The sequence below is a fragment of the Tardiphaga sp. GW822-FHT04G09 genome (assembly GCF_058800725.1).
Window position 1 is genome coordinate 150,688 of record NZ_JBXAMO010000004.1, and the last position, 23,367, is coordinate 174,054.

At 61.9% G+C, this 23,367-nt stretch carries 20 protein-coding genes; 9 read left to right on the forward strand and 11 right to left on the reverse strand.

The annotated features are described in order from the left end of the window. Window positions 1-11 precede the first annotated feature (11 nt). Both AC1RLZ_RS09850 and AC1RLZ_RS09855 read right to left on the reverse strand, forming a co-directional pair. Window positions 12-785, reverse strand: coding sequence for an ABC transporter permease (locus tag AC1RLZ_RS09850; protein WP_493188496.1), 774 nt, complete (start codon window positions 783-785; stop codon window positions 12-14). Next, window positions 786-1,640 (reverse strand): ABC transporter ATP-binding protein, encoded by an 855-nt coding sequence (locus AC1RLZ_RS09855; RefSeq protein WP_493188497.1) that lies wholly within the window; start codon window positions 1,638-1,640, stop codon window positions 786-788. A 164-nt stretch (window positions 1,641-1,804) separates the two neighbouring features. Here AC1RLZ_RS09855 and AC1RLZ_RS09860 point away from each other — a divergent pair, with 164 nt between their 5' ends. Continuing rightward, window positions 1,805-2,506 (forward strand): GntR family transcriptional regulator, encoded by a 702-nt coding sequence (locus tag AC1RLZ_RS09860; protein ID WP_493188498.1) that lies wholly within the window; start codon window positions 1,805-1,807, stop codon window positions 2,504-2,506. Window positions 2,507-2,520: 14 nt separating this feature from the next. On the opposite strand, the gene AC1RLZ_RS09865 is transcribed toward AC1RLZ_RS09860, so the two are convergent. Further along, window positions 2,521-3,915, reverse strand: a complete 1,395-nt coding sequence (locus tag AC1RLZ_RS09865; RefSeq protein WP_493188499.1) for an aminotransferase-like domain-containing protein — start codon at window positions 3,913-3,915, stop codon at window positions 2,521-2,523. Window positions 3,916-4,191: 276 nt separating this feature from the next. Between AC1RLZ_RS09865 and AC1RLZ_RS09870 the strand changes: the two genes are divergently transcribed. The 4 genes from AC1RLZ_RS09870 (at window position 4,192) to AC1RLZ_RS09885 (ending at window position 8,952) form a co-directional block, all read left to right on the forward strand. Next, window positions 4,192-5,502, forward strand: coding sequence for a hydroxymethylglutaryl-CoA reductase, degradative (locus tag AC1RLZ_RS09870; RefSeq protein WP_493188500.1), 1,311 nt, complete (start codon window positions 4,192-4,194; stop codon window positions 5,500-5,502). A gap of 165 nt (window positions 5,503-5,667) precedes the next feature. Further along, entirely contained in the window at window positions 5,668-6,906 is a 1,239-nt protein-coding gene (locus AC1RLZ_RS09875) for a CaiB/BaiF CoA transferase family protein (RefSeq protein ID WP_493188501.1), read from the forward strand. Next, window positions 6,906-7,661 carry an enoyl-CoA hydratase/isomerase family protein gene (locus AC1RLZ_RS09880; RefSeq protein ID WP_493188502.1) on the forward strand — a complete coding sequence of 252 codons (756 nt, stop codon included), beginning with the start codon at window positions 6,906-6,908 and terminating at the stop codon, window positions 7,659-7,661. The genes AC1RLZ_RS09875 and AC1RLZ_RS09880 overlap by 1 nt, the downstream gene beginning before the upstream one ends. A 58-nt stretch (window positions 7,662-7,719) precedes the next feature. Further along, on the forward strand, window positions 7,720-8,952 hold the full coding sequence (locus AC1RLZ_RS09885) for an ABC transporter substrate-binding protein (RefSeq protein WP_493188503.1): 1,233 nt from the start codon (window positions 7,720-7,722) through the stop codon (window positions 8,950-8,952). A gap of 61 nt (window positions 8,953-9,013) precedes the next feature. Here the strand turns inward: AC1RLZ_RS09885 and gyrB are convergent, their stop codons facing one another. The 6 genes from gyrB to rpsT form a co-directional block, all read right to left on the reverse strand. Continuing rightward, a complete protein-coding gene (gyrB, locus tag AC1RLZ_RS09890) occupies window positions 9,014-11,455 on the reverse strand; it encodes a DNA topoisomerase (ATP-hydrolyzing) subunit B (protein ID WP_371420350.1) in 2,442 nt (813 codons plus the stop codon). Between the two features lie 227 nt (window positions 11,456-11,682). Further along, window positions 11,683-12,834, reverse strand: a complete 1,152-nt coding sequence (locus AC1RLZ_RS09895; protein ID WP_493188504.1) for an FUSC family protein — start codon at window positions 12,832-12,834, stop codon at window positions 11,683-11,685. Between the two features lie 103 nt (window positions 12,835-12,937). After that, window positions 12,938-14,074, reverse strand: a complete 1,137-nt coding sequence (recF, locus tag AC1RLZ_RS09900) for a DNA replication/repair protein RecF (protein WP_493188505.1) — start codon at window positions 14,072-14,074, stop codon at window positions 12,938-12,940. A 201-nt stretch (window positions 14,075-14,275) separates the two neighbouring features. After that, window positions 14,276-15,394: a DNA polymerase III subunit beta gene (gene dnaN, locus AC1RLZ_RS09905; protein ID WP_371420347.1), complete on the reverse strand. Its 1,119-nt coding sequence runs from the start codon at window positions 15,392-15,394 to the stop codon at window positions 14,276-14,278. 242 nt (window positions 15,395-15,636) lie between these two features. Further along, window positions 15,637-17,070: a chromosomal replication initiator protein DnaA gene (dnaA, locus tag AC1RLZ_RS09910; protein WP_493188506.1), complete on the reverse strand. Its 1,434-nt coding sequence runs from the start codon at window positions 17,068-17,070 to the stop codon at window positions 15,637-15,639. A gap of 1,234 nt (window positions 17,071-18,304) precedes the next feature. Beyond that, entirely contained in the window at window positions 18,305-18,571 is a 267-nt protein-coding gene (rpsT, locus tag AC1RLZ_RS09915; RefSeq protein ID WP_068729934.1) for a 30S ribosomal protein S20, read from the reverse strand. A 355-nt stretch (window positions 18,572-18,926) separates the two neighbouring features. On the opposite strand from rpsT, the gene AC1RLZ_RS09920 reads away from it, so the two are divergent. From AC1RLZ_RS09920 to AC1RLZ_RS09935, 4 genes are all read left to right on the forward strand, one after another. Continuing rightward, window positions 18,927-19,241 (forward strand): hypothetical protein, encoded by a 315-nt coding sequence (locus tag AC1RLZ_RS09920; protein ID WP_493188507.1) that lies wholly within the window; start codon window positions 18,927-18,929, stop codon window positions 19,239-19,241. 185 nt (window positions 19,242-19,426) lie between these two features. Continuing rightward, window positions 19,427-20,098, forward strand: a complete 672-nt coding sequence (msrA, locus tag AC1RLZ_RS09925; protein ID WP_493188508.1) for a peptide-methionine (S)-S-oxide reductase MsrA — start codon at window positions 19,427-19,429, stop codon at window positions 20,096-20,098. Window positions 20,099-20,235: 137 nt separating this feature from the next. Then, window positions 20,236-20,892, forward strand: a complete 657-nt coding sequence (locus AC1RLZ_RS09930; RefSeq protein ID WP_493188509.1) for a polysaccharide biosynthesis/export family protein — start codon at window positions 20,236-20,238, stop codon at window positions 20,890-20,892. Window positions 20,893-21,114: 222 nt separating this feature from the next. After that, on the forward strand, window positions 21,115-22,116 hold the full coding sequence (locus AC1RLZ_RS09935; RefSeq protein ID WP_493188510.1) for a Bug family tripartite tricarboxylate transporter substrate binding protein: 1,002 nt from the start codon (window positions 21,115-21,117) through the stop codon (window positions 22,114-22,116). A 128-nt stretch (window positions 22,117-22,244) separates the two neighbouring features. Here the strand turns inward: AC1RLZ_RS09935 and AC1RLZ_RS09940 are convergent, their stop codons facing one another. Continuing rightward, window positions 22,245-22,919 (reverse strand): dienelactone hydrolase family protein, encoded by a 675-nt coding sequence (locus tag AC1RLZ_RS09940; protein WP_493188511.1) that lies wholly within the window; start codon window positions 22,917-22,919, stop codon window positions 22,245-22,247. Window positions 22,920-22,994: 75 nt separating this feature from the next. Then, window positions 22,995-23,336 carry a hypothetical protein gene (locus AC1RLZ_RS09945; protein WP_493188512.1) on the reverse strand — a complete coding sequence of 114 codons (342 nt, stop codon included), beginning with the start codon at window positions 23,334-23,336 and terminating at the stop codon, window positions 22,995-22,997. Window positions 23,337-23,367 lie beyond the last annotated feature (31 nt).

A 23,367-nucleotide genomic window follows, 5' to 3' on the forward strand; every position in this document is an offset into this window, starting at 1 on the left:
ATGTGGGTTGATTAGGTCGCAACGAGATCGTTCTTGCGCGTGGCCCAGCCGGTCACGCGCGCCTCGATCAGAGAGAAAATGACGTAAAGCGCCACGCCGAGGATCGCGAGAATGAACAGGCAGGCGAAGACCAGCGGAACATTGAAGTTCGATGATGCGCTCATCATCACATTGCCGATGCCGCGGTTGGACGCGACGGTTTCCGCCAGTACCGCGCCGACAAAGGCGTAGCTGACCGCGACTTTCAGCGAAGCGAAGAAGAACGGCATGGTGCGCGGCAGGCCGACATTCCAGAGAATGTCCATCTTGCTGGCGCCGAGGGCCTTCAGCACGTCTTCCAGTTCCGGCTCTGTGGTGGCGAGGCCGGTCGCGATATTGACGACGATGGGGAAGAAGCAGATCGACAGTGCGGTGAGGATCGCAGGTACGGAGCCGGAGCCGAACCACAATACGAAGATCGGCACGACGGCGACTTTCGGGATCGACGAGAAGCCGACCAGCAGCGGATAGGCGGTGTCATAGGCAACTTTCGAGACGCCAATGACCGCGCCCAGCACCACGCCGAGGCCGACACCAAGGGCAAAACCGGCCATGGTCGTGCTTAGGGTCTGGATGATATGCGGCCACAGCACCGGGAAGCGCGCGATGAGTGTCGCGAGAACATCGGTTGGGCGCGGCAAGATCAGATCGGACATGCCCGAGACGACGCAGAACAGTTGCCACGCCGCGAAAAAGGCGACGATTAGTCCGAACGACCAGAGCTTCTGACGGAGGCCGAGATTCATTTATGCCTCCTGTGTGGCGGACGCATTGCTCCGCGCATTGACGATGAGATCGCGCAGACGCTGGTTCAGCGCGACGAAGTCCGGCTCGAAAGTCATCGGAATGGTGCGTGGGCGGGCGAAGTCCACGCGGCTGTCGTCGAGGATACGGCCCGGCCGGGCGCTCATCACGCAGATGCGGCTGGCCAGGAAGCCGGCTTCGCGGAGATCGTGCGTGACGAGCAGCACCGTCGGTTTGTGCTGCAGCCAGAGGCTCTGCAGGATCGACCAGAGTTCCTCCTTGGTGAACTGGTCGAGCGCGCCGAAGGGTTCGTCGAGCAGCAACATGCGCGGTTCATGGATCAGCGCGCGGCACAGATTGGCTCGCTGCAGCATGCCGCCGGAAAGTTGCCAGGGATACTTGTTGCCGAAATCCCTGAGGCCGACCTGCGCCAGCAGCGCATGGGCCTTGTCGCGAAATTCGCCTTTGCGCTTCTGTCGATACTCGGACCGGAACGGCTCCACGATCTTGAGCGGCAACATGATGTTCCGCTCGATGGTCAGCCAGGGCAGCATGGTCGGATTTTGGAACGCCATGCCGATCCGTAGCGCCTTGGCAGCGACCTCGCGGCCGCCGACGATCACGACGCCGGTGGTGGGGTGAAGCAGATTGCTGACGAGCTTGAGGATCGTCGACTTGCCGCAGCCGGAGGGGCCGACGAGGGCGAGGAATTCGCCGTCGGGAATGCTAAGGTTGGTCTCGGCGAGTGCCGGCGTGGCGGTCGGGCCGCGGCCGAAGGTCACCGAGGTGGCCGACAATTCGATCGCGGTCGGCCTGCGCTGGGCTCCGGTAGCCCCCGTGTCTTGCATACTTGTCATAACAACAAGTGCATGCAATTGGGGTGCCACTTGAGTCCGGGGCGAAATGTTGTCATTTTACGTTCGCTCGCCATTCCCTGAGGAATTATTGGGCAACCATTCTTCTCGACTGCATGCACTTCGGGCACGACCCCGAACGCTCTAATCGCGACAGGTCTGACTGAATGCCAGAAGCGCCGAATTCAAAAGACAAGGTTGGGGTTATCTGCCGTGCGCTGCGGCGGGCGATCATCGAGCAGGCCCTGGAACCCGGTGCCAAGCTTCCCGAGGACTCCCTGGGTGAGCGCTTCGGCGTCAGTCGGACCATTGCGCGCTATGCACTCGGGCAACTGGCGTCTGAGGGGCTTGTGGAGCTTCGCCGTAATCGCATTGCAGTGGTCGTGACCCCGAGCTGGCAGGATGCGCGGGACATTTTCGACATCCGGATGGATCTCGAGCGGCTGATCGTCCGCAAGATCGCCGGCAAGCTCAGCAGCAGCCAGATCGCGCGCCTCAAGGCGCATGTCGAGGCGGAGCGCGAGGCGCATGATGGGCCGAACGCCGTGTCCATCCGTCTGGCGACGGAATTTCACATCATGTTGGCGTCGATGACCAACAGCCCGGTGCTGGTCCGCTATGTGAGCGAGATCGCCTATCGCTGCTGTCTGACGCTGTCGCTGTTCAGTCGGCCGCATTCGTCGGAATGTGGCGTCAGCGAGCATATTGCGATCATCGAAGCGCTGCAGGACGGCGACGCCAACAAGGCGATGTCGCTGATGCATTCGCATCTCGACTCGGTCGCCAACCGCGCGCTGGTGGAGCCGACCCCGGCGCGTGGTCGGGATCTGCTGGATGTGCTGGCGCCCTATGCCGAAGAAGCGACCTGAAGGCGTCGCTGCGTCTATTGCAGTCGGCGGAGCAGAAATTCGTAGAACTTCGGATTGTCCGCCCGCGACACATTGATCCTGATCGCCCGCGCCAGCGGACTGTTCTTGTCGAGGCAGAACAGGCTTCCCGGCGCGATGAAGATGCTGTCTTTCGCGCCTTCGCGTGCCAGCGCCATGTCGTTGATTCCGTCCGGCAGTAGCAGATACAGGTAATAGCCCGTGCGTGCGTCGGCATAGATCTGATGGCCGCTGCGAACGAGATTGGCGCGCACCTGGCCCATGGCGGCGTCACTCCGCTGTCCCAGCCGCTTCAGGTGCCGGTCATAGTGGCCGTCCGCGAGCAGCCGGTGCAGCAGCCGCTCCACATGGCCGGAACTGTTGACGGTGGTGAGCATCTTCAGTTCGGCCAGGGTCGCGATGCGGTCGCTGCGGGCCGCGATGAAGCCCGATCGCAGGCTCGCCGACAGCGTCTTGGAGAAGGTCCCGATCGAGATCACATTGTTCAGCTGATCGAGGGTCGCCAGCCGGCTGTTTGCCGCCATCGGCAGATCGGCAAACGGGTCGTCCTCGACGATCACGAGATTAGATCGCATCGCCGTCTGAAGCACCGCATGTGCCACGGGCAGCGTGATCGATCCTCCGGTCGGATTGTGGCCGAGCGACTGCGTGAAGAACAGCTTCGGCCGCTCCGACTGGATCTTTGCGGCGAGGTCATCCACATCCGGCCCATCCGCCAGGCGGCGAACGCCGACGATGCGAATCTGGGCCAGCGTGAGCTTGGCGAACAAAGGATAGTAGCCGGGCTCGTCCACCAGCACCGTATCGCCAGGCGCCAGCATAGCGCGGATGATCAGGTCGAGCGCGTGATTAGCTCCGAATGTGAGCAGAAGCCCGTCTTCCCTCACCGCGATTTGCTGGGCTTGCAGCCGCAACGCGATCTGTTGTCGGAGCGGCAGGAATCCGAGCGCAGAGCCATAGGCGTCAGCAGCGGCCGGCAGGATCCGTCCGGTCCCGCTCAGATGGCGCTTGATCTCCGATTGTTCCGTCCACGAAGCCGGCGGCCGCCCGTCTCCGACGCGAATCTCGAAATTCTGCGAGAGCTGGGCGCTCAGCAGAGATGCAATGTCGACGGCTTCGCTGACGTGTTTCGGTCGTCCGCCATCATCGCCACGATAGATGACAACGAAACCGGAGCCTGCCTTGGCCGCGACGAGTTTGCCAAGCACGAGCCGGTCATAGGCGTCGACCACGGTGTTCTTCGACACGCCAAATTCCACGGTGGCCTTTCTGATTGAAGGCAGGCGGTTGCCTTCCGGCAACGTGCCGGAGAGGATTTGCGCACGCAACCGGCTGGCTAAAGTCTGGGTCAGCGTTGCTCTGTGGTCGGACGGTTCACGCGAAGCGGTCAAGCAATGTCTCCAGGTGCAGTGCTGGACGATCCATCAGAACCGTACCTTTCTCCAAGAGCGATAAGATTGAATTCAATAGTCCAGTCTCATGTCTCCGCGCAGGCGGATCTTGGGTCGCGCGCCATTTGCAGGGAAAAATGCTGCATCCGCGACCAGAGAAGTCATTTCGCCATGGGTACAGTCTAGGACAATATTTCAAAACTGTCTCTTTCGGAGATCGTCAACGGGTGCCTAACGTGCGGCCAACAAAAGACCCTGTGTGTGGGAGGCGCCGCAATGGCCGGTTCGAAGTCGGGCGAACAACCCGGAAAGATCAATTCGCGTTTGGAAAATCTGCGCAATCTCGCGCCTGCCGAAAGGCTGGGCCGTGTGATCGACGCGACCTCGCTCGGTGACACCGAGCGCGCGGCCTTCGGCCCCGGTACGCTGCCGCTCGAACTTGCCAATGGCATGATCGAGAATGTCATCGGCACGTTCGAACTGCCGGTCGGTATCGCCACCAATTTCACCGTGAACGGCCGTGACTACCTGATTCCGATGGCGGTCGAGGAGCCGTCGGTGGTGGCTGCGGCGTCCTATATGGCTCGCATCGTTCGCAAATGCGGTGGCTTCCAGACCTCGAGCTCCGCGCCGATCATGCGTGCGCAGGTGCAGGTGCTAGGCGTGACCGATGTGCACGGTGCCCGTGCGCGCGTGCTACGCGAGCGCGATGCCATCCTTGAGGCGGCCAATGCCAAAGACAAAGTACTGATCTCGCTCGGCGGCGGCTGCCGCGACGTCGAGGTGCATGTGTTCGAAGACACGCCGGTGGGGCCGATGATGGCCGTGCATCTCATCGTCGACGTACGCGATGCCATGGGCGCCAACACCGTCAACACGATGGCGGAGACGGTCGCGCCACTGATCGAGAAGATTACCGGCGGTACCGTGCGTCTGCGAATCCTGTCGAACTATGCCGATCTGCGCATCGCCCGCGCCATGGTGTCAGTGACGCCGAAGGCGCTGAAGACCGAGGAATATGCTGGCGAACGCATTGCCCGTGGTATCGTCGAGGCCTGCGCATTTGCGATCGTCGATCCCTACCGCGCTGCGACCCACAACAAGGGCATCATGAACGGTATCGATCCCATCGTGGTCGCCACCGGCAATGACTGGCGCGCCATCGAAGCCGGCGCTCATGTCTGGGCCTCGCGCTCCGGCCGCTACACCTCGCTGACCAATTGGGAAATCGATGGCAGGGGCAATCTCGTCGGCACCATTGAGATGCCGATGGCGCTCGGCCTCGTCGGCGGCGCCACCAAGACCCATCCCGCCGCGCGAGCGGCCCTGAAGATACTTGGCGTGCAGAGTGCGCAGGAACTAGCGGAAGTCGCTGTTGCCGTCGGCCTCGCCCAGAACATGGGAGCACTTCGCGCGCTCGCGACGGAAGGCATCCAGAAGGGCCATATGGCGCTTCACGCCAGAAATATCGCGATTGTTGCCGGCGCTGCTGGCGACGAGATCGAGAAGGTCGCCGCCGCCCTCGCAGCCGATCACGATGTGCGTGTCGATCGCGCCAAGGAAATTCTTGAGAAGCTGCGTTCGTAGAAAGTGGAGTTTTTCCAACGCCAGTTTCTGCAACGCAACCTCGTGCAGGCGCGCTGCCGGCACGGCAAGCGAATATGAAGATGTATCCTCGATGCTCATGCTCTTGTACGAAAACCATGCGCGCCGATGTTGTTGGCGTCCATTCGCATGGACTGGGAGGATGATGTGAACACGGAAGAAAAGATGGGTGGGTTGAAGGAACGTAACGGTCCTCTCAAGGGCGTGACGGTGCTCGACATCACGCGGGTCGTCGCAGGTCCATTCTGCTCGATGTTGTTCGCAGACCTGGGTGCCACCGTGATCAAGGTGGAGCATCCCGGCGAGCCGGATTACGCGCGAACATTTCCGCCCCTCGTCGGTGAAGGCGATGAGCAGCTCAGCGCCTTCTTCACGCAATTCAACCGCAACAAGCAGGGCATCACGCTCAATCTCAAATCCGACGATGGCAAGGCCCTGCTGAAGAAGCTGGTGCAGAAGGCCGACATCCTTGTCGAGAATTTCCGGCCCGGCACGATGGACAAGCTTGGCCTCAGCTACGAGGTACTGCGCGAGCTCAATCCGAAGCTGGTCTACACCGCCATCAGCGGCTTCGGCCGCACAGGCCCCAATTCCTCCAAGCCGGCCTATGACAATACGGGGCAGGCGGCCGGCGGGCTGTGGTCCATGAATGGCTATGCCGACATGCCGCCGGTCCGTGTCGGCACGATCATAGGCGATCTCGCTGCGTCCCTCTATGCGGCCATCGGAACGCTCGCAGCATTGCGAGAGGCAGAAAAGACCGGCGCCGGTCAGGTAGTCGATGTGTCTCAGCAAGACTCCGTGCTGACACTGACCGAGAATGCCGTAGTCCGCTACACCGCGCAGAAAGAAGTCGCTTCGCCATTGGGCAACGATCACCCGTTCGTTCGACCTTATGGCCAGTTCCCCTGCAAGGACGGCTACGTTTTCTTCGGCGGCTACACCGACAAGTTCTGGGCGATCACCTGCACGTTGTTCGGCGAGCCGGAACAGGCCAACGATCCTGGCATCGATACAATGGAGAAACGGTTCGATCACACTGTGGCGGAAACCAGGGTGAAGCCGCTGCTGGAGCGCTGGTTCAGCAATTACACCAAGGCCGAGCTCGAAGAGATGGCGGGCGACAAGATCCCGCTCAGCGCCATCAAAACCATCGCCGAAGTGGTGGAAGACCCGCACATCGCTGCGCGAAACATGATCGTCAATGTGCCGGTCGCGGGCAAGCTGATTGGTATGTTCGGCCTTCCGATCAAACTGTCCGGTGCAGATCAGACGTCGTTCGAGAAGGCGCCGATGCCCGGCGAACATAATGCGGATGTGCTTGCCCGCCTGGCTGGCGTAACGCCGGCCGAGCTGGCGCGTCTCAAGGCGTCGGGAGCGATCTGATGTCGATCGATGTCACCAGAGACGGCCATGTCGCCACTGTCCGCATCAACCGGCCGGACAAGATGAATGCGCTGACGCTCGCGATGTATGACGATCTTGGCCGCGCCTTTCACGCGATCAAGGATGACGACGCCGTGCGCGTCGTTGTGCTGGCCGGCACGGGCGACCGTGCTTTCTGCGTCGGTGCGGATCTGATGGAGTCGATCCCGGCGCTGGCCGCCGATACAATCGACATTTCCGCCTGGGATCCCGCACATATCAAGTTTCCGGGCTTCTACAAGCCGGTCATCAGCGCCATCCGCGGCATGTGCATGGGCGGTGGTTTCGAGATCATGCTGGCGACCGACATTCGCATCGCCGCGCGCGATGCCATCTTCCAGTTGCCCGAGCCGAAACATGGTTTCGTGCCGGCCGGCGGCACGCTGGTGCGTCTGGTCCGGCAGATCGGCTACGCCCATGCCATGGAGATCATGCTGACGGCGGAACGCTTTTCGGCCAATGACCTCTTTACCAGGGGCGTCGTTAACCGCGTCGTCGATGCGGAACAGGTCGAGTCGGTCGCGTTCGAATTCGCCGAAAAGATCGCCGCGCTGAGCCCGATTGCGATCCAGACCATCAAGGAAGCCGCGCTGACGCTGCAGGACCTCCCGCTCGCGGACGCCTTTCACAAGGAGGCCGCCCTCGGCCAGCGCACCTTTACGAGTGCAGACGCCAAGCGCGGTCTCGCCGCCTTCGCGAACAGAAGCGGGAAGTAACGATAAGACCACGTCGCAACAGGCGTATTGAGCCAATCAATACGCGGAAGGGGGAAACATGAGACAGATCGACTTCGGTGCAGGTCACTTCGCGACCGCACTTGCGAGCCTATTCTTTTGCACGGCTTCGGCCCACGCACAAACCGCACAGATCTCGGACGGCGTCGTTCGCGTCGGCGTCATTGAGGACATGTCGGGAGTCTATGCCGACATCACCGGCAAAGGCGCCGTGACGGCGGCGCAGATGGCTGTCGAGGATTTCGGTGGCAAGGTTCTCGGCATGCCGATCGAAGTCGTGTTCGCGGATCACCAGAACAAACCTGACATTGCCGCCAACGCTGCACGCAAATGGTTCGATACCGACAAGGTCGATGCCATTCTCGACGTTGCGTCGTCGTCGCCTGCGCTGGCGGTGCTTGAGATCGCCAAAGAGAAAAAGAAGATCATCACGCTCAGCTCGCCCGGATCGACCCGGATCACGAATGAGGTATGTGGACCCTATGTGGTTCACTGGGCCTATGACACATTCGCTATCGCGAACAGCACGGGCAAGGCGCTTGTGAGCCAGGGCTTCGACACCTGGTATTTCGTGACGGCCGACTATGCGTTCGGTCAAGGCCTTGAGAAGGACACCGGCGATGTCGTCAAGGCGTCGGGCGGCAAGGTCGCCGGCGCGACCAAGCACCCGGTCGGAACCGCGGACTTCGCTTCCGTCCTGCTGCAGGCGCAGTCGTCCAAGGCCAAGGTTGTGGCTCTCGCCAATGCCGGCGGCGACACCATTAATTCGATCAAGCAGGCGGCAGAGTTCGGCTTGACGGCAGGCGGCCAGAAGCTCTCGGCGCTGGCCGGATTTATCAACGACGTTCACGGTCTCGGATTGAAGGAGGCCCAGGGGCTGACGATCACCGAGGCGTCGTATTGGGACATGAACGACGAGACGCGGAAGTGGTCGAAGCGCTTCTACGGGAAGGTCAACGCCATGCCGAACATGCTGCAGACCGGCACATACTCATCGGTGCTGCATTATCTGAAAGCCGTTCAGGCCGCCGGCACCGACAGCACTGAACAGGTGATGAAGAAGATGCGTGAATTGCCGGTGGATGACGTGTTCTACAGGAACGGCAAGATCCGCGAAGATGGTCGTATGGTCCACGACATGTATCTGTTCGAGGTGAAGAAGCCGGGTGAGTCCACGGCGCCGTGGGATTACTACAAGCTGCTTGCCACAATTCCGGCAGATCAAGCCTTCCAGCCATTGGCGCAGTCGCGCTGCCCGCTGGTGAAGAAGTAGGATAGACGCAAAAAGGCCCGCCAGAATGGCGGGCCTTTCAGTTTATCTCTGTGCGATCCGCTTAGACGTCGACATTCGCGCTGAGCGAATTGTCCTGGATGAATTCGCGGCGCGGTTCGACAACGTCGCCCATCAATTTGGTGAAGATGTCGTCGGCCTCGTCGACCTCCTTGACCCTGACTTGCAGCAGCGAGCGCTCATTGGTGTCCAGCGTGGTTTCCCAGAGCTGGCCGGGATTCATCTCGCCCAGACCTTTGTAGCGCTGCAGGGCAACGCCCTTGCGGCCGGCGTCGGTGACGGCCTCGAACAGGCTGACAGGACCGTGGATCGGGAATTCGATGTCCTTGCGGCGCAGGACGCCGGATTTCGGATAGGCTTCCTGCAGGCTGCCGGCATATTCGTCGAGCTTGCGGGCGTCGGCCGAGCCGAGCAGGGCATCGTCAATGAAGGAGACGTCCTTCACGCCGCGAATCGTGCGTTCGAAGAAGAAGCCCTGGCCTTCGCGGAATTCACCGATCCAGCCGCGCTCGACTTCGTCGGCCAGCGCATCCAGACGCTTGGCGATGTAGTCGGCGGCGGCATTGGCGGTTGCGAGATCGGCAGTGACCCGCGGATTGAGCACGCCGGCAATTGCAGCCTGCTCGACGACTTTGCGATTATAGCGCGAGTGCAGATTGTTGAGCGTGCCGCGGATGACGCGGGCATCCTCCACCAGCGCCAGCAGATCACGGCCCGTGCGATCCTCGCCCGAAGCGAGCTTGAAGATGCAGTCGTCGAGACCCGTCTCGATGAGGTAGTCTTCCAGTGCCCGCTCGTCCTTGAGGTACTGCTCGGACTTGCCGCGCGTCACTTTGTAGAGCGGCGGCTGCGCGATGTAGAGATAGCCGCCTTCGATCAGCGTCGGCATCTGGCGGAAGAAGAATGTCAGCAGCAGCGTGCGGATATGCGCGCCGTCGACGTCGGCGTCCGTCATCAGGATGATCTTGTGATAACGCAGTTTCGACAGGTCGAAGTCGTCGCGGCCGATGCCGGTGCCGAGCGCCGTGATCAGCGTGCCGATCTGTTCGGAGCCGAGCATCTTGTCGAAGCGCGCGCGTTCGACATTGAGGATCTTGCCGCGCAGCGGCAGTACGGCCTGGAATTCCCGGTTGCGGCCCTGTTTCGCTGAGCCGCCTGCCGAGTCACCCTCGACGATGAACAGTTCGGACTTGGCGGGATCGCGCTCCTGGCAGTCAGCGAGCTTGCCGGGCAGGGAGGCGATGTCCAGCGCGCCCTTGCGCCGGGTCAGTTCGCGGGCCTTGCGCGCGGCTTCACGGGCGGCACCGGCCTCGATCACCTTGCTGACGATGATCTTGGCTTCAGTCGGATGTTCCTCGAACCATGAGGCGAGGGCTTCGTTGAGCACGTTCTCGACCACCGGACGCACTTCCGAGGATACCAGCTTGTCCTTGGTCTGCGACGAGAATTTCGGATCGGGCACTTTCACTGACAGCACGGCCGTGAGGCCTTCGCGGCAGTCGTCGCCGGTCAGCGCGATCTTTTCCTTCTTGGCGACAACTTCGGCATAGCCGTTGACCTGGCGCGTCAGCGCGCCACGGAAACCGGCCAGATGGGTACCACCGTCGCGCTGCGGGATGTTGTTGGTAAAACACAGCACGTTCTCGTGGTAGCTGTCGTTCCACCACATCGCGACTTCAACTGATATGCCGCCTTGTTCGGCGCGCATCACGATCGGCGTCGGCACCATCGCCTTCTTGTTGCGGTCGAGATATTTGACGAATTCCTCGACGCCGCCCTCATACATCATGTTCTCGGTCTTCTCGACCGGATGACGCAGATCCGACAATCTGATGTTGACGCCGGAATTCAGGAAGGCGAGTTCGCGCAGACGATGTTCGAGCGTCGCGAAATCATATTCGAGCGTCGTGAAGGTTTCCGCCGAGGCATAGAATGTCACCTCGGTGCCGCGCCTGCCATTGGCATCGCCGACCACCGAGAGTGGCGCCACCGCGTCGCCATGGGCGAATTCGATGCGATGCTCTTTGTCGTTGCGCCAGACGCGCAGGATGAGCTTGCTCGACAGCGCGTTGACGACGGACACGCCGACGCCATGCAGACCGCCGGACACCTTGTAGGAGTTCTGGTCGAATTTTCCGCCGGCATGGAGCTGGGTCATGATGACCTCGGCTGCCGATATGCCTTCGCCCTTATGGATGTCGACAGGAATGCCGCGACCATCGTCGCGCACCGTCACCGAACCATCGGCGTTCAGAATAACTTCGACGGCGCTGGCGTGACCTGCAAGCGCTTCGTCGATCGCGTTATCGACGACCTCGTAGACCATGTGATGCAGGCCCGAACCGTCATCCGTATCGCCGATATACATGCCCGGCCGCTTGCGGACGGCATCGAGTCCCTTCAGAACCCGGATCGATTCCGCGCCATATTCAATGGGAATGGCATGCTCAGTGTCGGCGATGGGTTGCCGGGCTGGTTCAGTCATGTAGGGGCCTTCGAAGGTGTGCCGAATCAGCGCGGAAAACGGCGCCTGAATCACTCTATTTGTGCCATGAAAGGCGCATTGCGCCTAGCGCAAAGTAACGCGTGGCAAGTTATTGAATAAATAGGATTTTTTGGCGCCGTTTCAAGCCTGTTTCAGGCCGTTTTCACGGCCTGATTTGGCGTCTGTTTCGGGCGTCGAAAATGCCCGGCTTGCGTGCATTCCGGAGACTATTTGTCAGCTAGTTCCGCAGCCGGCTTGTCGGCATTCGTCTTGAGACCGCGCCGGGCGATCAGATGCGCAGCCAGCACGACCGGTTCAAGCAACACCATCCCGAACAGAATGCCGAACAGGCGATCATAGCCGGGCTCCAGGGCGGCATTGGCGTAGTTGTCGGGCACCAGCACCACGAGGAAAGCGAGCGTGAACTGCAGGCCCGCATAGCTCATGGAGGGCGGGCCGTTTTCGATGTGACGGCCGATCATGACGCCGAGCGCGAGCCCGATGGTCATCACGACCGGCGAATGGTGGCTCACCAGCAGGATCGCGCTGGCGAGCAGGCCCCCTGCGAGACAGCCTATCAGACGGTTCATCATGCGCGAGGAAACCGGACTGAGCATGCCTTCCGCCAGCGACGCGGCCGGTACCAGCATGACCGCGAAGATGGTGATGCTGGATTGGCTGAGCGACGGGATACCGAGCCACAGCCAGGCCCAGGGGATCAGCGCCAATGCAATGCCGCCGACCAGAGCGTGACGTGCTACTGTGGCGTGCCATTGCCGCGCCGGCTGGTCGATCGGCTTGGCGCGCAGATTGAGATCGGGATTGGGCAGTGCGCGGCGGATCGTGAAGGTCGAAATCGCGCTGACGATGACGCAAGCGGTGGTGCCGGCCAGCACTTCGAGCACGCGCGTTGAAGCAAAGCGCAGGATCGGCTCCCGCGCATGTTCCATGCCTTCGATCAGTACCATCAGGAAGGTGAGGCCGGTGAACAGCCAGGCATAGGCGCGGCGGCCGACGATGGCGAAATACAGCGTGCCGCCGCCGCCGATCAGAAGACCGAGACTCAGCAACAGCGGCTGCCGGAGCAGTAAGGGCGCAGCGGCAAGAGCGAGCCCTGCACCTGCAAGCGTGCCGATGACGCGAAGGATGCCGCGCGTGAAGCTTTCAGTGACATGCGAGCGCATCACCATGTAGCCGGAGAATGCGGCCCAGCCGACATTCTCGGCGCCGATGGCATGCGACAAGACGATGGCCAGCAGCACCGAACAGATGCATTCGGCCTCATCGATCATGCGCGGGCCAGGCACCGGCAGCGCGCGCATCTCGCCCCACAGGGCGCGGCCGAAGCTGGTCAGGTGGATGGCTAAAAAGGTCAACATCACCAGATGTTTGCAGGTGTTCTAGCAGATCTTCAAGAGGCGATCGATCATGGCGCGATCCGCGATCATCATCGTGCGATGAGAGCATTATTCATGCCGGGGTTTATCGGCGTGTGACGTGACCATTGGCGACGTCGAAGATTTCGCCCGCGGGACCGATATCGGCGAAGGCCGCGGGATCGGCGCCCGTCATCCAGACCTGTGCGCCCAGTTTCGACAATTCGCCGAACAGTGATCTGCGCCGGTCGGGGTCGAGATGGGCGACAACTTCGTCGAGCAGCAACAGCGGCGTGATGCCGGTCATCTCGGCGACCAGCGTGGCATGGGCCAGCACCAGGCCGATCAGTAATGCTTTCTGTTCGCCGGTGGAGGCATCACGGGCCGGCATGTTTTTGGGGGCGTAGATCACCTGCAGGTCTGTGAGATGCGGGCCGTCGAGCGTGCGGCCGGCGGCGGCATCGCGCGGGCGGCCATCGCGCAGAATCTGGCGATAGCGATCTTCGACTGCTGTGGCCGGTTCATTAACCAGCGCATTCTCCATCCATCCGTCGAGCATGATGAGCGCCGACGGAAAGGCCGAGGCTTCGCCGCGCACGCGCAGCATCCCTGCGAGCCGTATCGCTGTCTGACCGCGCGTCGCGGCGACGGCAACCGCGAGTTCGGCGGTCTCGCGCTCAATGGCATCGAGCCAGTGGGCGTCGCTGTTCCGGTCTTCCAGCAAGCGGTTACGCGAACGCAGGCTACGCTCAAGTGCGGAGACGCGACCGGAGTGGTCCTTGTCGATGGCCAGCACGAGGCGGTCGAAGAAGCGTCGGCGTTCCGATGCCGCGCCCATGAACAGTTGGTCCATGGCGGGCGTCAGCCACACCATGCGTAGGTGATCGCCGAATGCTGCCGCAGAGCCCACAGGCTCGCGGTCGATGCGGCATCGTCGGCTGGTCGATGCGCCTTCCGCGGACGGTGCATCGATGCCGGTGCCGAGTGTGGCCAGGCCGACCTCGCCCTCGACGGTGGCCGACACGGCCCAGGAACCGTCGCCTTCGTTACTCGCAACGTCTTCGAGTGTCGCGCGGCGCAGGCCGCGGCCCGGCGACAGAAACGAGATCGCTTCGATGCAATTTGTCTTGCCGGCGCCGTTCGGGCCGACGAGGGCGATCATGTCCGCCGACGTCTCCAGTGATGCCGCGCGATAGCTGCGGAAATTGGTGAGCGACAGGCGATGGATGCGGGAGGCGGTCATTCACTGGCGTCCACGACGGCGCGCTCTTCTTCCTTCTCCCCTTGTGGGAAAAGGTGGCGCGGCCGAAGGCCGTGCCGGATGAGGGGTAGTGCGGGGCTCGGAGCTTGTGGCACCCCTCACCCGTTTCGACCGCTTTGGTCGATTCACCCTCTCCCACCTGGCGAAGCTTCGCTTCGCACGGGGGGAGAGAGGGGAGGAAGACTACACCCGCATCGGCATCAGCACATATAAGGCGCCTTTGGCATCCTTGTCCTGCACCAGCGTCGGCGAGCCGGGATCGGCGAGGCGTAGTACGGCGACTTCGCCTTCGATCTGGGCGGCGATGTCGAGCAGATAGCGCGAGTTGAAGCCGATATCGAGCGCGTCGGACGCGTATTCGACTTCGAGTTCTTCGGTGGCGCTGCCCGAGTCCGGATTGGTCACTGACAGAACCAGTTTGCCAGCCGACAAAGCCAGTTTCACGGCACGGCCGCGTTCGCTGGAGATTGTCGAGACGCGATCGACTGCGTTCTCGAAATCCTTCTTGTCGATGATCAGTTCCTTGTCGTTGTTCTGCGGGATCACACGGCCATAGTCGGGGAAGGTACCGTCGATCAGCTTCGAGGTGAGAACCACATTGCCGAGCGTGAAGCGGATCTTGCCCTGTGACAGTTCGATGGTGATCTCGGCTTCCAGGTCCTCGATCAGGCGCTGCACCTCACCGACCGTCTTGCGTGGCACGATGACGCCCGGCATGCCGTCGGCGCCCTTGGGCAGCTTGAGGTCGATCTGTGCCAGACGGTGACCGTCGGTGGCGACGGCGCGCAAGGTTGCGGCGGTCGCGGTGCCGGCGGCGTGGAGATAAATGCCGTTGAGATAATAGCGGGTTTCTTCGGTGGAGATCGCAAACTGCGTGCGGTCGATCAGGCGCTTGACGTCGGAGGCCGGCAGCGCAAACGCATGGGTCATGTCGCCGGCCGCGAGGTCCGGGAAATCGTTCTCCGGCAGGGTCTGCAGGGTAAAGCGCGAGCGACCGGCGCGAATTGCCATGACCGAGCGATCGCCATCGGCTTCGAGCACGATCTGCGACCCATCCGGCAGTTTGCGGACGATGTCGTAGAACATATGCGCGGGCACGGTGGTGGAACCGGCGGTACCGACTTCGGCGGCCAGGGTTTCAGTCACTTCCAGATCGAGATCGGTGGCCTTCAGCGACAGCCGGGCATTTTCGGCGCGGATCAGCACGTTGCCGAGGATCGGAATCGTGTTACGGCGCTCGACCACGCGATGCACGTGGCTCAGCGACTTCAGGAGTTGCGCGCGTTCGACGGTGACCTTCATAACAAAACCCGCCCGATTCAATCCGGTATCGTGTGGAGGTGCCCGGCAGCCCGAACGGGCGCCGCGGCGATGACACCCGCAAGCTCGATCAGTGGATTTTGCTCAATCCCGCGGGGGACCGCAAGGTGGCGTGGATGGCCGGGAAGCGCAAGAGAGATGCACTTCCGGCCCCCAATGTTTTGAGGGTTAAGAGGCGGATCCTGCCCCGGTGCACGCTTCGGCGCACCGGGATCGGGAGCGCCTTACTCCTGCAGCTGACGCTTCAGCGTTTCGACCTCGTCCTGCAGGGCCACGTCCTTGCCGACCAATGCCTCGATCTTGCGCACGGCATGCAGAACCGTGGTGTGATCGCGGCCACCGAAGCGGCGGCCGATTTCTGGCAGCGAGCGCAGCGTCAGGGTCTTGGCCAGATACATCGCAACCTGGCGGGGGCGCACGACATTGGCGGTGCGACGCGAGGACAGGAGGTCGGACCGGCTGACATTGTACTGACGCGCGACGACACGTTGGATGTCCTCGATCTTGATGCGCTTCGGTTCCTGCGGGCGGATCAGGTCGCGCACTTCGCGCTCGGCCATTTCCAGCGTCACCGGTGTGGCATTGAGCTTCGAATGCGCCAGCAGGCGGTTGATCGCGCCTTCGAGGTCGCGGCCGTTATGGGTGATGGTGCGGGCCAGATAATCCAGCACCGGTTCCGGCACCTCGAACGAGGCGTGGTGCGCGCGGGCTGCGGCAACGCGTGATTTCAGAATGCCCAGGCGCAGTTCTTCACCGAGCGAGCTCATCTCGACGACGAGGCCACCGGCGAGGCGCGAACGCACGCGTTCGTCGAGGCTTTCCAGATCCGATGGCGGACGATCGGCGGCGATCACGACCTGGCGGCCTGCATCGATCAGCGCATTCAGCGTGTGACAGAATTCGGCCTGGGTGGTCTTGCCCTGCAGAAACTGCATGTCATCGATGACGAGCACGTCGATGCCGCGCAGCGCTTCCTTGAAGGCGAGCGCCGTCTGCGTCTTCAGCGCAGCGACGAAGCCGTACATGAACTTCTCGGCGGTGAGATAAAGCACCTTGCGGTCGGGGCCGGAATTGCCGGCCCAGGTCACGGCCTGCAAAAGATGGGTTTTACCCAAGCCAACGCCCGCATGGATATAAAGCGGGTTGAACATCACCGGATCGCCGCGGCGGCCTTCGGCGACTTGACGCGCCGCAGCATGGGCCAGCGTGTTGGCGCGGCCGAGCACGAAGCTCGCAAAAGTCAGGCGCGGATCGAGCGGCGAGCCGCCGAGCGCTTCATGACTTGCGGACACCGGTGCGGTGGCCGTGGCGCGGAGCTCGGGCGCGGGACGGTTGTTGGACGTCTCGGTGCGGCGCGCTTCGGTCGGCGCTGAGGATTCCTTGTTCGCGGGCGCAACGTTGCGCATTGCAGAGCGCACAGTGAGGTCGACGCGGTGAACCTGCGGCATCTCGGCCTGCCAGGCGTTCAGCACGCGCTCGGCATAGTGGGCCTGGATCCAGCTCTTCAGGAATCGGGTGGGTACCGAAAGATGGACGCTGTCGTCCTGCACGCTTTCGAGATCCATCCGCGCGAACCAGCTGGAATAGACGTCTTCGCCAACCGTCGACCGCAGCCGACCTTTCACGCGAGACCAGTGATCCTGTTCCATATTAGCCATTGTCAGAGAACTTTTCAGATAGAGTGAGTGTCCGGCAGAACGCCGCCGATTGAATGTCCGCGTATGGAAACGCGGTGCGACCTCGTGTGACGTGTCGTCTTCGGGCACAGCTCCGCCAACGACCATCCGGCCGAAGTCAGATCAGTGATGTCGAAGAGGACCTCGTCGCGAGGTCAGCGCGTACTGGAGGGTCTGTCGGGAGCGTGGGCGGAGGGCCGGATCGCTGCATGTGCAGCCATATCTGAACGAGACGCAGATCGCAGTAGCTGGAATGCTGTCGTGGTCGATTTGCGCATAAAGCCTCCCCCGCTCGCCGCGGTCGCTCGCGGCAAGGTGTCAGTTCACATATGGTTCAAAGTCAGTTCGCAACGCTGAACATTGAAACTCGTTCAGGTCGCATTCCGTGCCGTCGTCTTGCCCGCTCGTCTGCCCGCTTACTTCCGCACCTTCAGCTTTGCCGGTTACGATTGGCCGGTGCGCATTTCTTTTCAAAGCATCCGAACGGATACTCGAGAAATTTCGACACAGAACAACCCTTCCCATATTGCTATGGGCTGCGATCCGATCAAAGCTTGGAAGGTGTCGCTAACCTGAAGACCGTCGCTGATCCTAAAGTCCGCCCTGGTTCTTAAATCGCTCTGATCTCAAGAACCGCGGGCGCCGCGAGTGATTAAGAAATACAGCACGGCCCGTTTCTCGCAACGGAATCATTTTTGAGGTGCCCAGCAAAAGCCTCACTTGCGCAGCCCCGATCGCGGCGTGATTTTTTTGGCGGTACGTCAAGGTTTTGAATCAACGCGCTGAATCGCAATGTGACAGTGCCGTTGCAAATTCGATCCAGCGAAAAAAGAAATTCATAATTCATTTACGAATGAAGGCACCGAGGCCGCGTTTTCAAACTGGTCCGCTTCGCTATGCCGATAAGTGATTAGAGCCGCGCGTTTTTTTCTGTGCGTTGAGTCAGGGTAACCCTAGACATCGGACTCGCGCTGGCGGCGCAGCGCTGTTGCTTTTTCAGAATCACGCGGGCGTAAGCGATAACGCGGATTGGCCCCCGGTGTGACGTGTTGTGCGTTCCGGCTGCGCCATTGAAGACACATGACGAGACGCGCATTGTGCAAGCGCGCATCGGTCTTTGTGCTTCATCAGAATTTGTGACGCGATAGCGCGCGCATTGCGGCATAAAAAAAGCCCGGCACGAAGCCGGGCTTTTAGAAAGGATGTCGTCGTCAGATTACTGTGCGAGCTTCGCGATCTGATGGACGAGGCGCGAGACTTTGCGGCTTGCGAGATTCTTGTGAACGAGGTTGCGCTGAGCGGCCTTCATCAGCTCGGGCTCGGCGAGCTTCATCGCCTTCAGCGCCGCTTCGCGGTCGCCGCTCTTGATCGCCGCCTCGACGGTGCGGACTGCACCGCGCATCTGGGTGCGGCGGGACTTGTTGACGATGGTGCGGCGGGCAATCTTGCGCGTCGCCTTCTTGGCGGAGGTCGTATTGGCCATATCTCACTATCCTTCAGCAGCGTCCCGTCTCGGGCGCCGGGCTGATTGACGTCTGCCGCTCGACTGCGGCCAACGCTGATCTGTTTCCGGGGTGTTCCTGAAAATGCTATCCCCGGAGCGGCAAAGCTCACGCGTTTCGAAACTCACGGGGCGCGCCGCTCAAAGAACAGCGGCGGCGGGATTGCGCCCACCGCCATTGGCGCTCCTTATAGAGCGCCCGATTTCCACCGTCAACGCTTTCCGGCTATGCCTTTAGACGAAAAACAACCGCAGAACGGCGGTTAAGTTGCTGATGAGGTTGAATTTCTCAGGTTTGCCCGGTATTGCCGGGGGTGCGAGTGATGAGGGGGTTCGAATGATCCGCGGGTTTTTCCGCCTGATAGGGCTGTTACTGCTGGCCGGTGGGTTCGTGTTCCTGGTCTATGATGGCGCACGTTCGATTGCCGATCAGGCCCTGCGGCTGACCCGACTCGGTGAGTTCTGGAACGACGTTAACCAGGCCAGCCAGCGTTCCTTCCAGGCGATGGTCGATGCCAATGCGCCGTTCCTCAGCGGTCTTCTCAAGCTGCTGCTCGACCAGCCGTCCTGGGCCGTCATGGGCGTGCTCGGCATCGTGCTGATGCTGTTGTTCCGGCCGAGCAAGCCGCTGATCGGCTATTCGCGGAATTGACGGCGTACCGGCAGCGTAACAGACCTGCCGTTTCCGTCGTAGATGCCTATATTGCCACCTGAGATACGCCGCGCGGCAGGAGTGAATCCGGTTCTGCCTCGCCGGTGCTATTGGCCCCCCAGATCTGCGCGTTCGTCCAGCGAACCGGAGTCCACTTCGTTCGCGAGCGCGCCGGGAGATGATCCATGCTGTTCATGCGCAAGACCACTGCGTTGCCGACCGCGGCCGAGGCGCTGCCCGGTCGCGATACGCCGATCCCCACTGCCAAACATCACTTCGTCAATGGCAGCAACATCCAGCCGCCCTATCCGGAAGGCCTTGAGCGTGCAGTGTTCGGGCTTGGTTGCTTCTGGGGCGCAGAGCGCAAGTTCTGGGAGCTCGGTGACGGCATCTACACGACGGCGGTTGGTTACGCCGGCGGCTTCACCTCGAACCCGACTTATGAAGAGACCTGCTCGGGCCGCACCGGTCACACCGAAGCGGTGCTGGTGGTGTTCGATCCGAAGAAGATTTCTTACGCGCAACTCCTGAAGACGTTCTGGGAAAGCCACGACCCGACCCAAGGCATGCGCCAGGGCAATGACGTCGGCTCGCAGTATCGTTCTGCGATCTACACCTTCAACGACGCGCAGCGCGATGCCGTTGCCGCGTCGAAGGCGGCGTATCAGAAGGCGCTGTCGGCGAAGGGCCTCGGCACCATCACCACCGAGATCGCGCCGGCCGGGAAGTTCTATTTCGCCGAGGACTATCACCAGCAGTATCTGGCGAAGAATCCTGGCGGTTATTGCGGTCTTGGCGGCACCGGCGTGTCGTGCCCGATCGGGGTCGGCGTCCCGGCCGGAGCTGACCACGGCTAAGTGTAGATAAACAACGTCAAAAGCCCGCTTTCGGATGTGCCCGGAGGCGGGCTTTTTGCTGGCTGATGGAAGGTAATGACAACGGAATTTTAACCATAAGAGGCCAAAACCGAAGCTGCCTCTATGAGGGATATCCAGTGTCGCTTGCCCGCGTGTTTCGTCTGCCCATGATTGTCGCGGTTGCCGCGCTGGTTCTATCCGGTTGCATGCGGAGACCGGGTCCTGTTGCAGTGGTCGCGCCGGCTGCCGATCTCGATACGCTCGCTTACGGTCGCCCGGGCTACGGTCCGGCAGCCGTGCCGGTTGCTTACGCTCCCCCCGTCTCGACCTATGATGCGCAGTACAAGCTCGATGCCGGCGACAAGCTGCGCGTGGTGGTTTACGGCCAGGAAGGTCTCACCAATTCCTATGCCATCGATGCCGGTGGCGCGATCACCATGCCGCTGATCGGCCGCGTGCCTGCGCGCGGCATGACGCCCGCTGCGCTCGCTGCGAGTATCACCGGCCGCCTGCGCAACGGCTTCATTCGCGAGCCGTCGGTGGCTGTCGAAATCGAAGCCTACCGTCCGTTCTTCATTCTCGGTGAAGTCGCCGCTCCCGGCCAGTATCCTTACGTACCCAATATGAGTGTCGAGAGCGCGATCGCCATTGCCGGCGGCTTCTCGCCGCGCGCCCAGCGCGACGAAGTCACGCTGACCCACACCACCGTTGAGGGCTCGTACCGCGCAGTGGTCCCGCTGGGCACGCCGATCAATCCCGGCGATACGGTGCTGGTCAGCGAGCGCTGGTTCTGATCGCGCGTCGACCGCAAGTATCATCCCAAGCGCGATGTTCTCCGCTTCGTGGAATAGGCGCTTTCCCGCGGTGAAACTGGCTGCGATGTATCGGCGCATTGGCGTCGGGATACGTGTTGCCCTGTATCAGAATCGCCTCCCGCCCTGTAAGCAATGATCAAGCGAGGCCAACTCGCTGAAACGCGCCGCCATGTCGGCACACATGGATCAGGGGGAGAAGAGATGAAGACGGGTCAGTCGATCAACGCGTTGCGCGGCGTCACTCTGGCAGCCATCGTGGCGTGGGGAACGGCGCTGTCTTCGCAAGCATTTGCGCAGACCGCGCAATCCTATCCCGATCGGCGCCTCACCTTCGTCGTGCCCTATGCTCCCGGTGGTGCCACCGATGTCGCCGCGCGCCTGCTGGCGCAGAAGCTGCAAGAGTCCTGGAAGCAGACCGTCACCGTCGAGAACAAACCGGGCGCCGGCGGTGTGATCGGCAACGACTTCGCCGCCAAGGCTCCGGGCGATGGCTACACCGTGCTGGTTGCGATCACGCAGATCATCCAGGCGCCGAGCCTGATGTCGAAACTGCCTTACGACGCGTTCATGGATCTCGCGCCGGTGACGCAGGTCGCGATCTCGCCGATCGTGCTCGTCGTCCCTGAAGCGCAGCCGATGAAATCCGTGAAGGAACTGGTCGATCTCGCCAAGGCGAATCCCGGAAAATATCCGTACGGCACCTTCGGTAATGCCACCACGTCGCATCTCTATGGCGAGCTCCTGAAGAAGAATGCCGGCATCGATATGACTCATGTGCCGTATCGGGGGGCTGCCCCGTTGCTGAATGATCTGCTCGGCAATCAGGTCACTGCCGCATTCCTTGACTTGACGACCGCCGGACCACAGCTCGAGGCCGGCAAGATCCGCCCGCTCGCGGTGGGCGGCGAGAAACGCAAACCCAAGCTGCCAAATGTGCAGACCATGGCTGAACTCGGCTATCCCGGTTTCGAGGCCGAAGGCTGGGTCGGCGTGTTCGTGCCGGCGGCGACGCCGAAGGACATCGTGAACAAATTGTCCGCCGCGCTTGGCCGCATCATCAGTTCACCGGAAGGCACCGCCGGCCTGCAAGCGGTCAATCTCGTTCCCGTTGGTGACAGCCCCGAGTCGTTCGAGAAGAGCCTGCGCCGCGACTTCGATCGTTGGGCGACGGTGGCAAGGACCGCTGGTGTGAAGGGCGAGTAAGTTTCGCTTACTCGCCTGGACGAAGCCGCGGGTGGGCAAGGGCGCACTTGCGCCGTGCCCGCCACCCCGCGCCCGGTCATGACTGTGGTGGGGACGCTTCGCTTTGCCCACCCTGCAAATTGCGATGCTTATTTCACAAGATGCCTGGCGAGAAAGCCCAGGCTGCGCTCCCTGGCGAGGTCGGCGCTGGCCTTGTTGTAGCTGGCGCGCTGATCGCAGTTGAAGCCGTGTTCGGCGCCGTCATAGACGAAGATTTCGACATCCGGTCGTTTGGCGCGGATGGTCTCGACATCCGACAGCGGAATGCCATGATCCTTTTCGCCGAAATGCAGCTGCGTCGGCACGGTCGGCTTGTCGTCGGCAAAGCGCACCACGGCGCCGCCGTAATAGCCGATGGCGGCGCTGAGGCCCGTTAGTTTAGTGGCGGCGGCGAAGGCAACGCTGCCGCCAAGGCAGAAGCCGATGATGCCGACATTGCCTATGTCCTTCACGGAATCGATCGCGGCCTGGGTATCGCGCAGCATCGCGGGCCAATCCGGATTAGCAACGAACTTGCGCGCGATGGCGATTTCCTCGGGCGAATAGCCGGACTGGAAATTGGGCTCGGTGCGATCGAAGATTGACGGCGCCACCGCCACGTAGCCCTGCACGGCGAAGCGGTCGCAGACCGTGCGGATGTGGTTGTTTACGCCGAAGATTTCCTGGATCACCACCACGGCGCCCTTGGGCCGGCCCTCAGGCTGGGTGCGGTAGGCGCCGAGCTTGAAGCCGTCAGATGCAGTCAGCGTGATGTCTTGTCCCACGAGGTGTTCCATATCGTTGTTGAGGGGTGAGGTCTGTTTGGCGCGGTCGGCAGCGCCGGTCTACTCACAAAGCGGCTATTGCCACATCCAGCTCCGGCCCCAGTCACCCTTCCAACCGGTCAGGCGTCCCTTGCGAAACTGGAGATAGAGGCGGTCGCGGCGGTCGAAGAAGCCGCTGCCGCCGAAGGTGCGGATCGCCAGATAGATCTCATGCCCCGGTCGGCCGCTGATATAGGTCAGTGGCGCGCCTAGTGCGTGGGCGGCATCATCCGCCGCCATGCCGAAGGCCAGCGGCGTGGTGTTCGAAAGGGTTGCCGTAAATGGCAGATCGGGCGTCATCCCGGTGGGCTGCCCGTGCGCTGGAGCGATGACGGCGAGCGCGCTCGCAAGGGCGACGATGAATTCGGGGATCTTCATGGCGCGATTGTTTTCCGGATCGGATACCGGC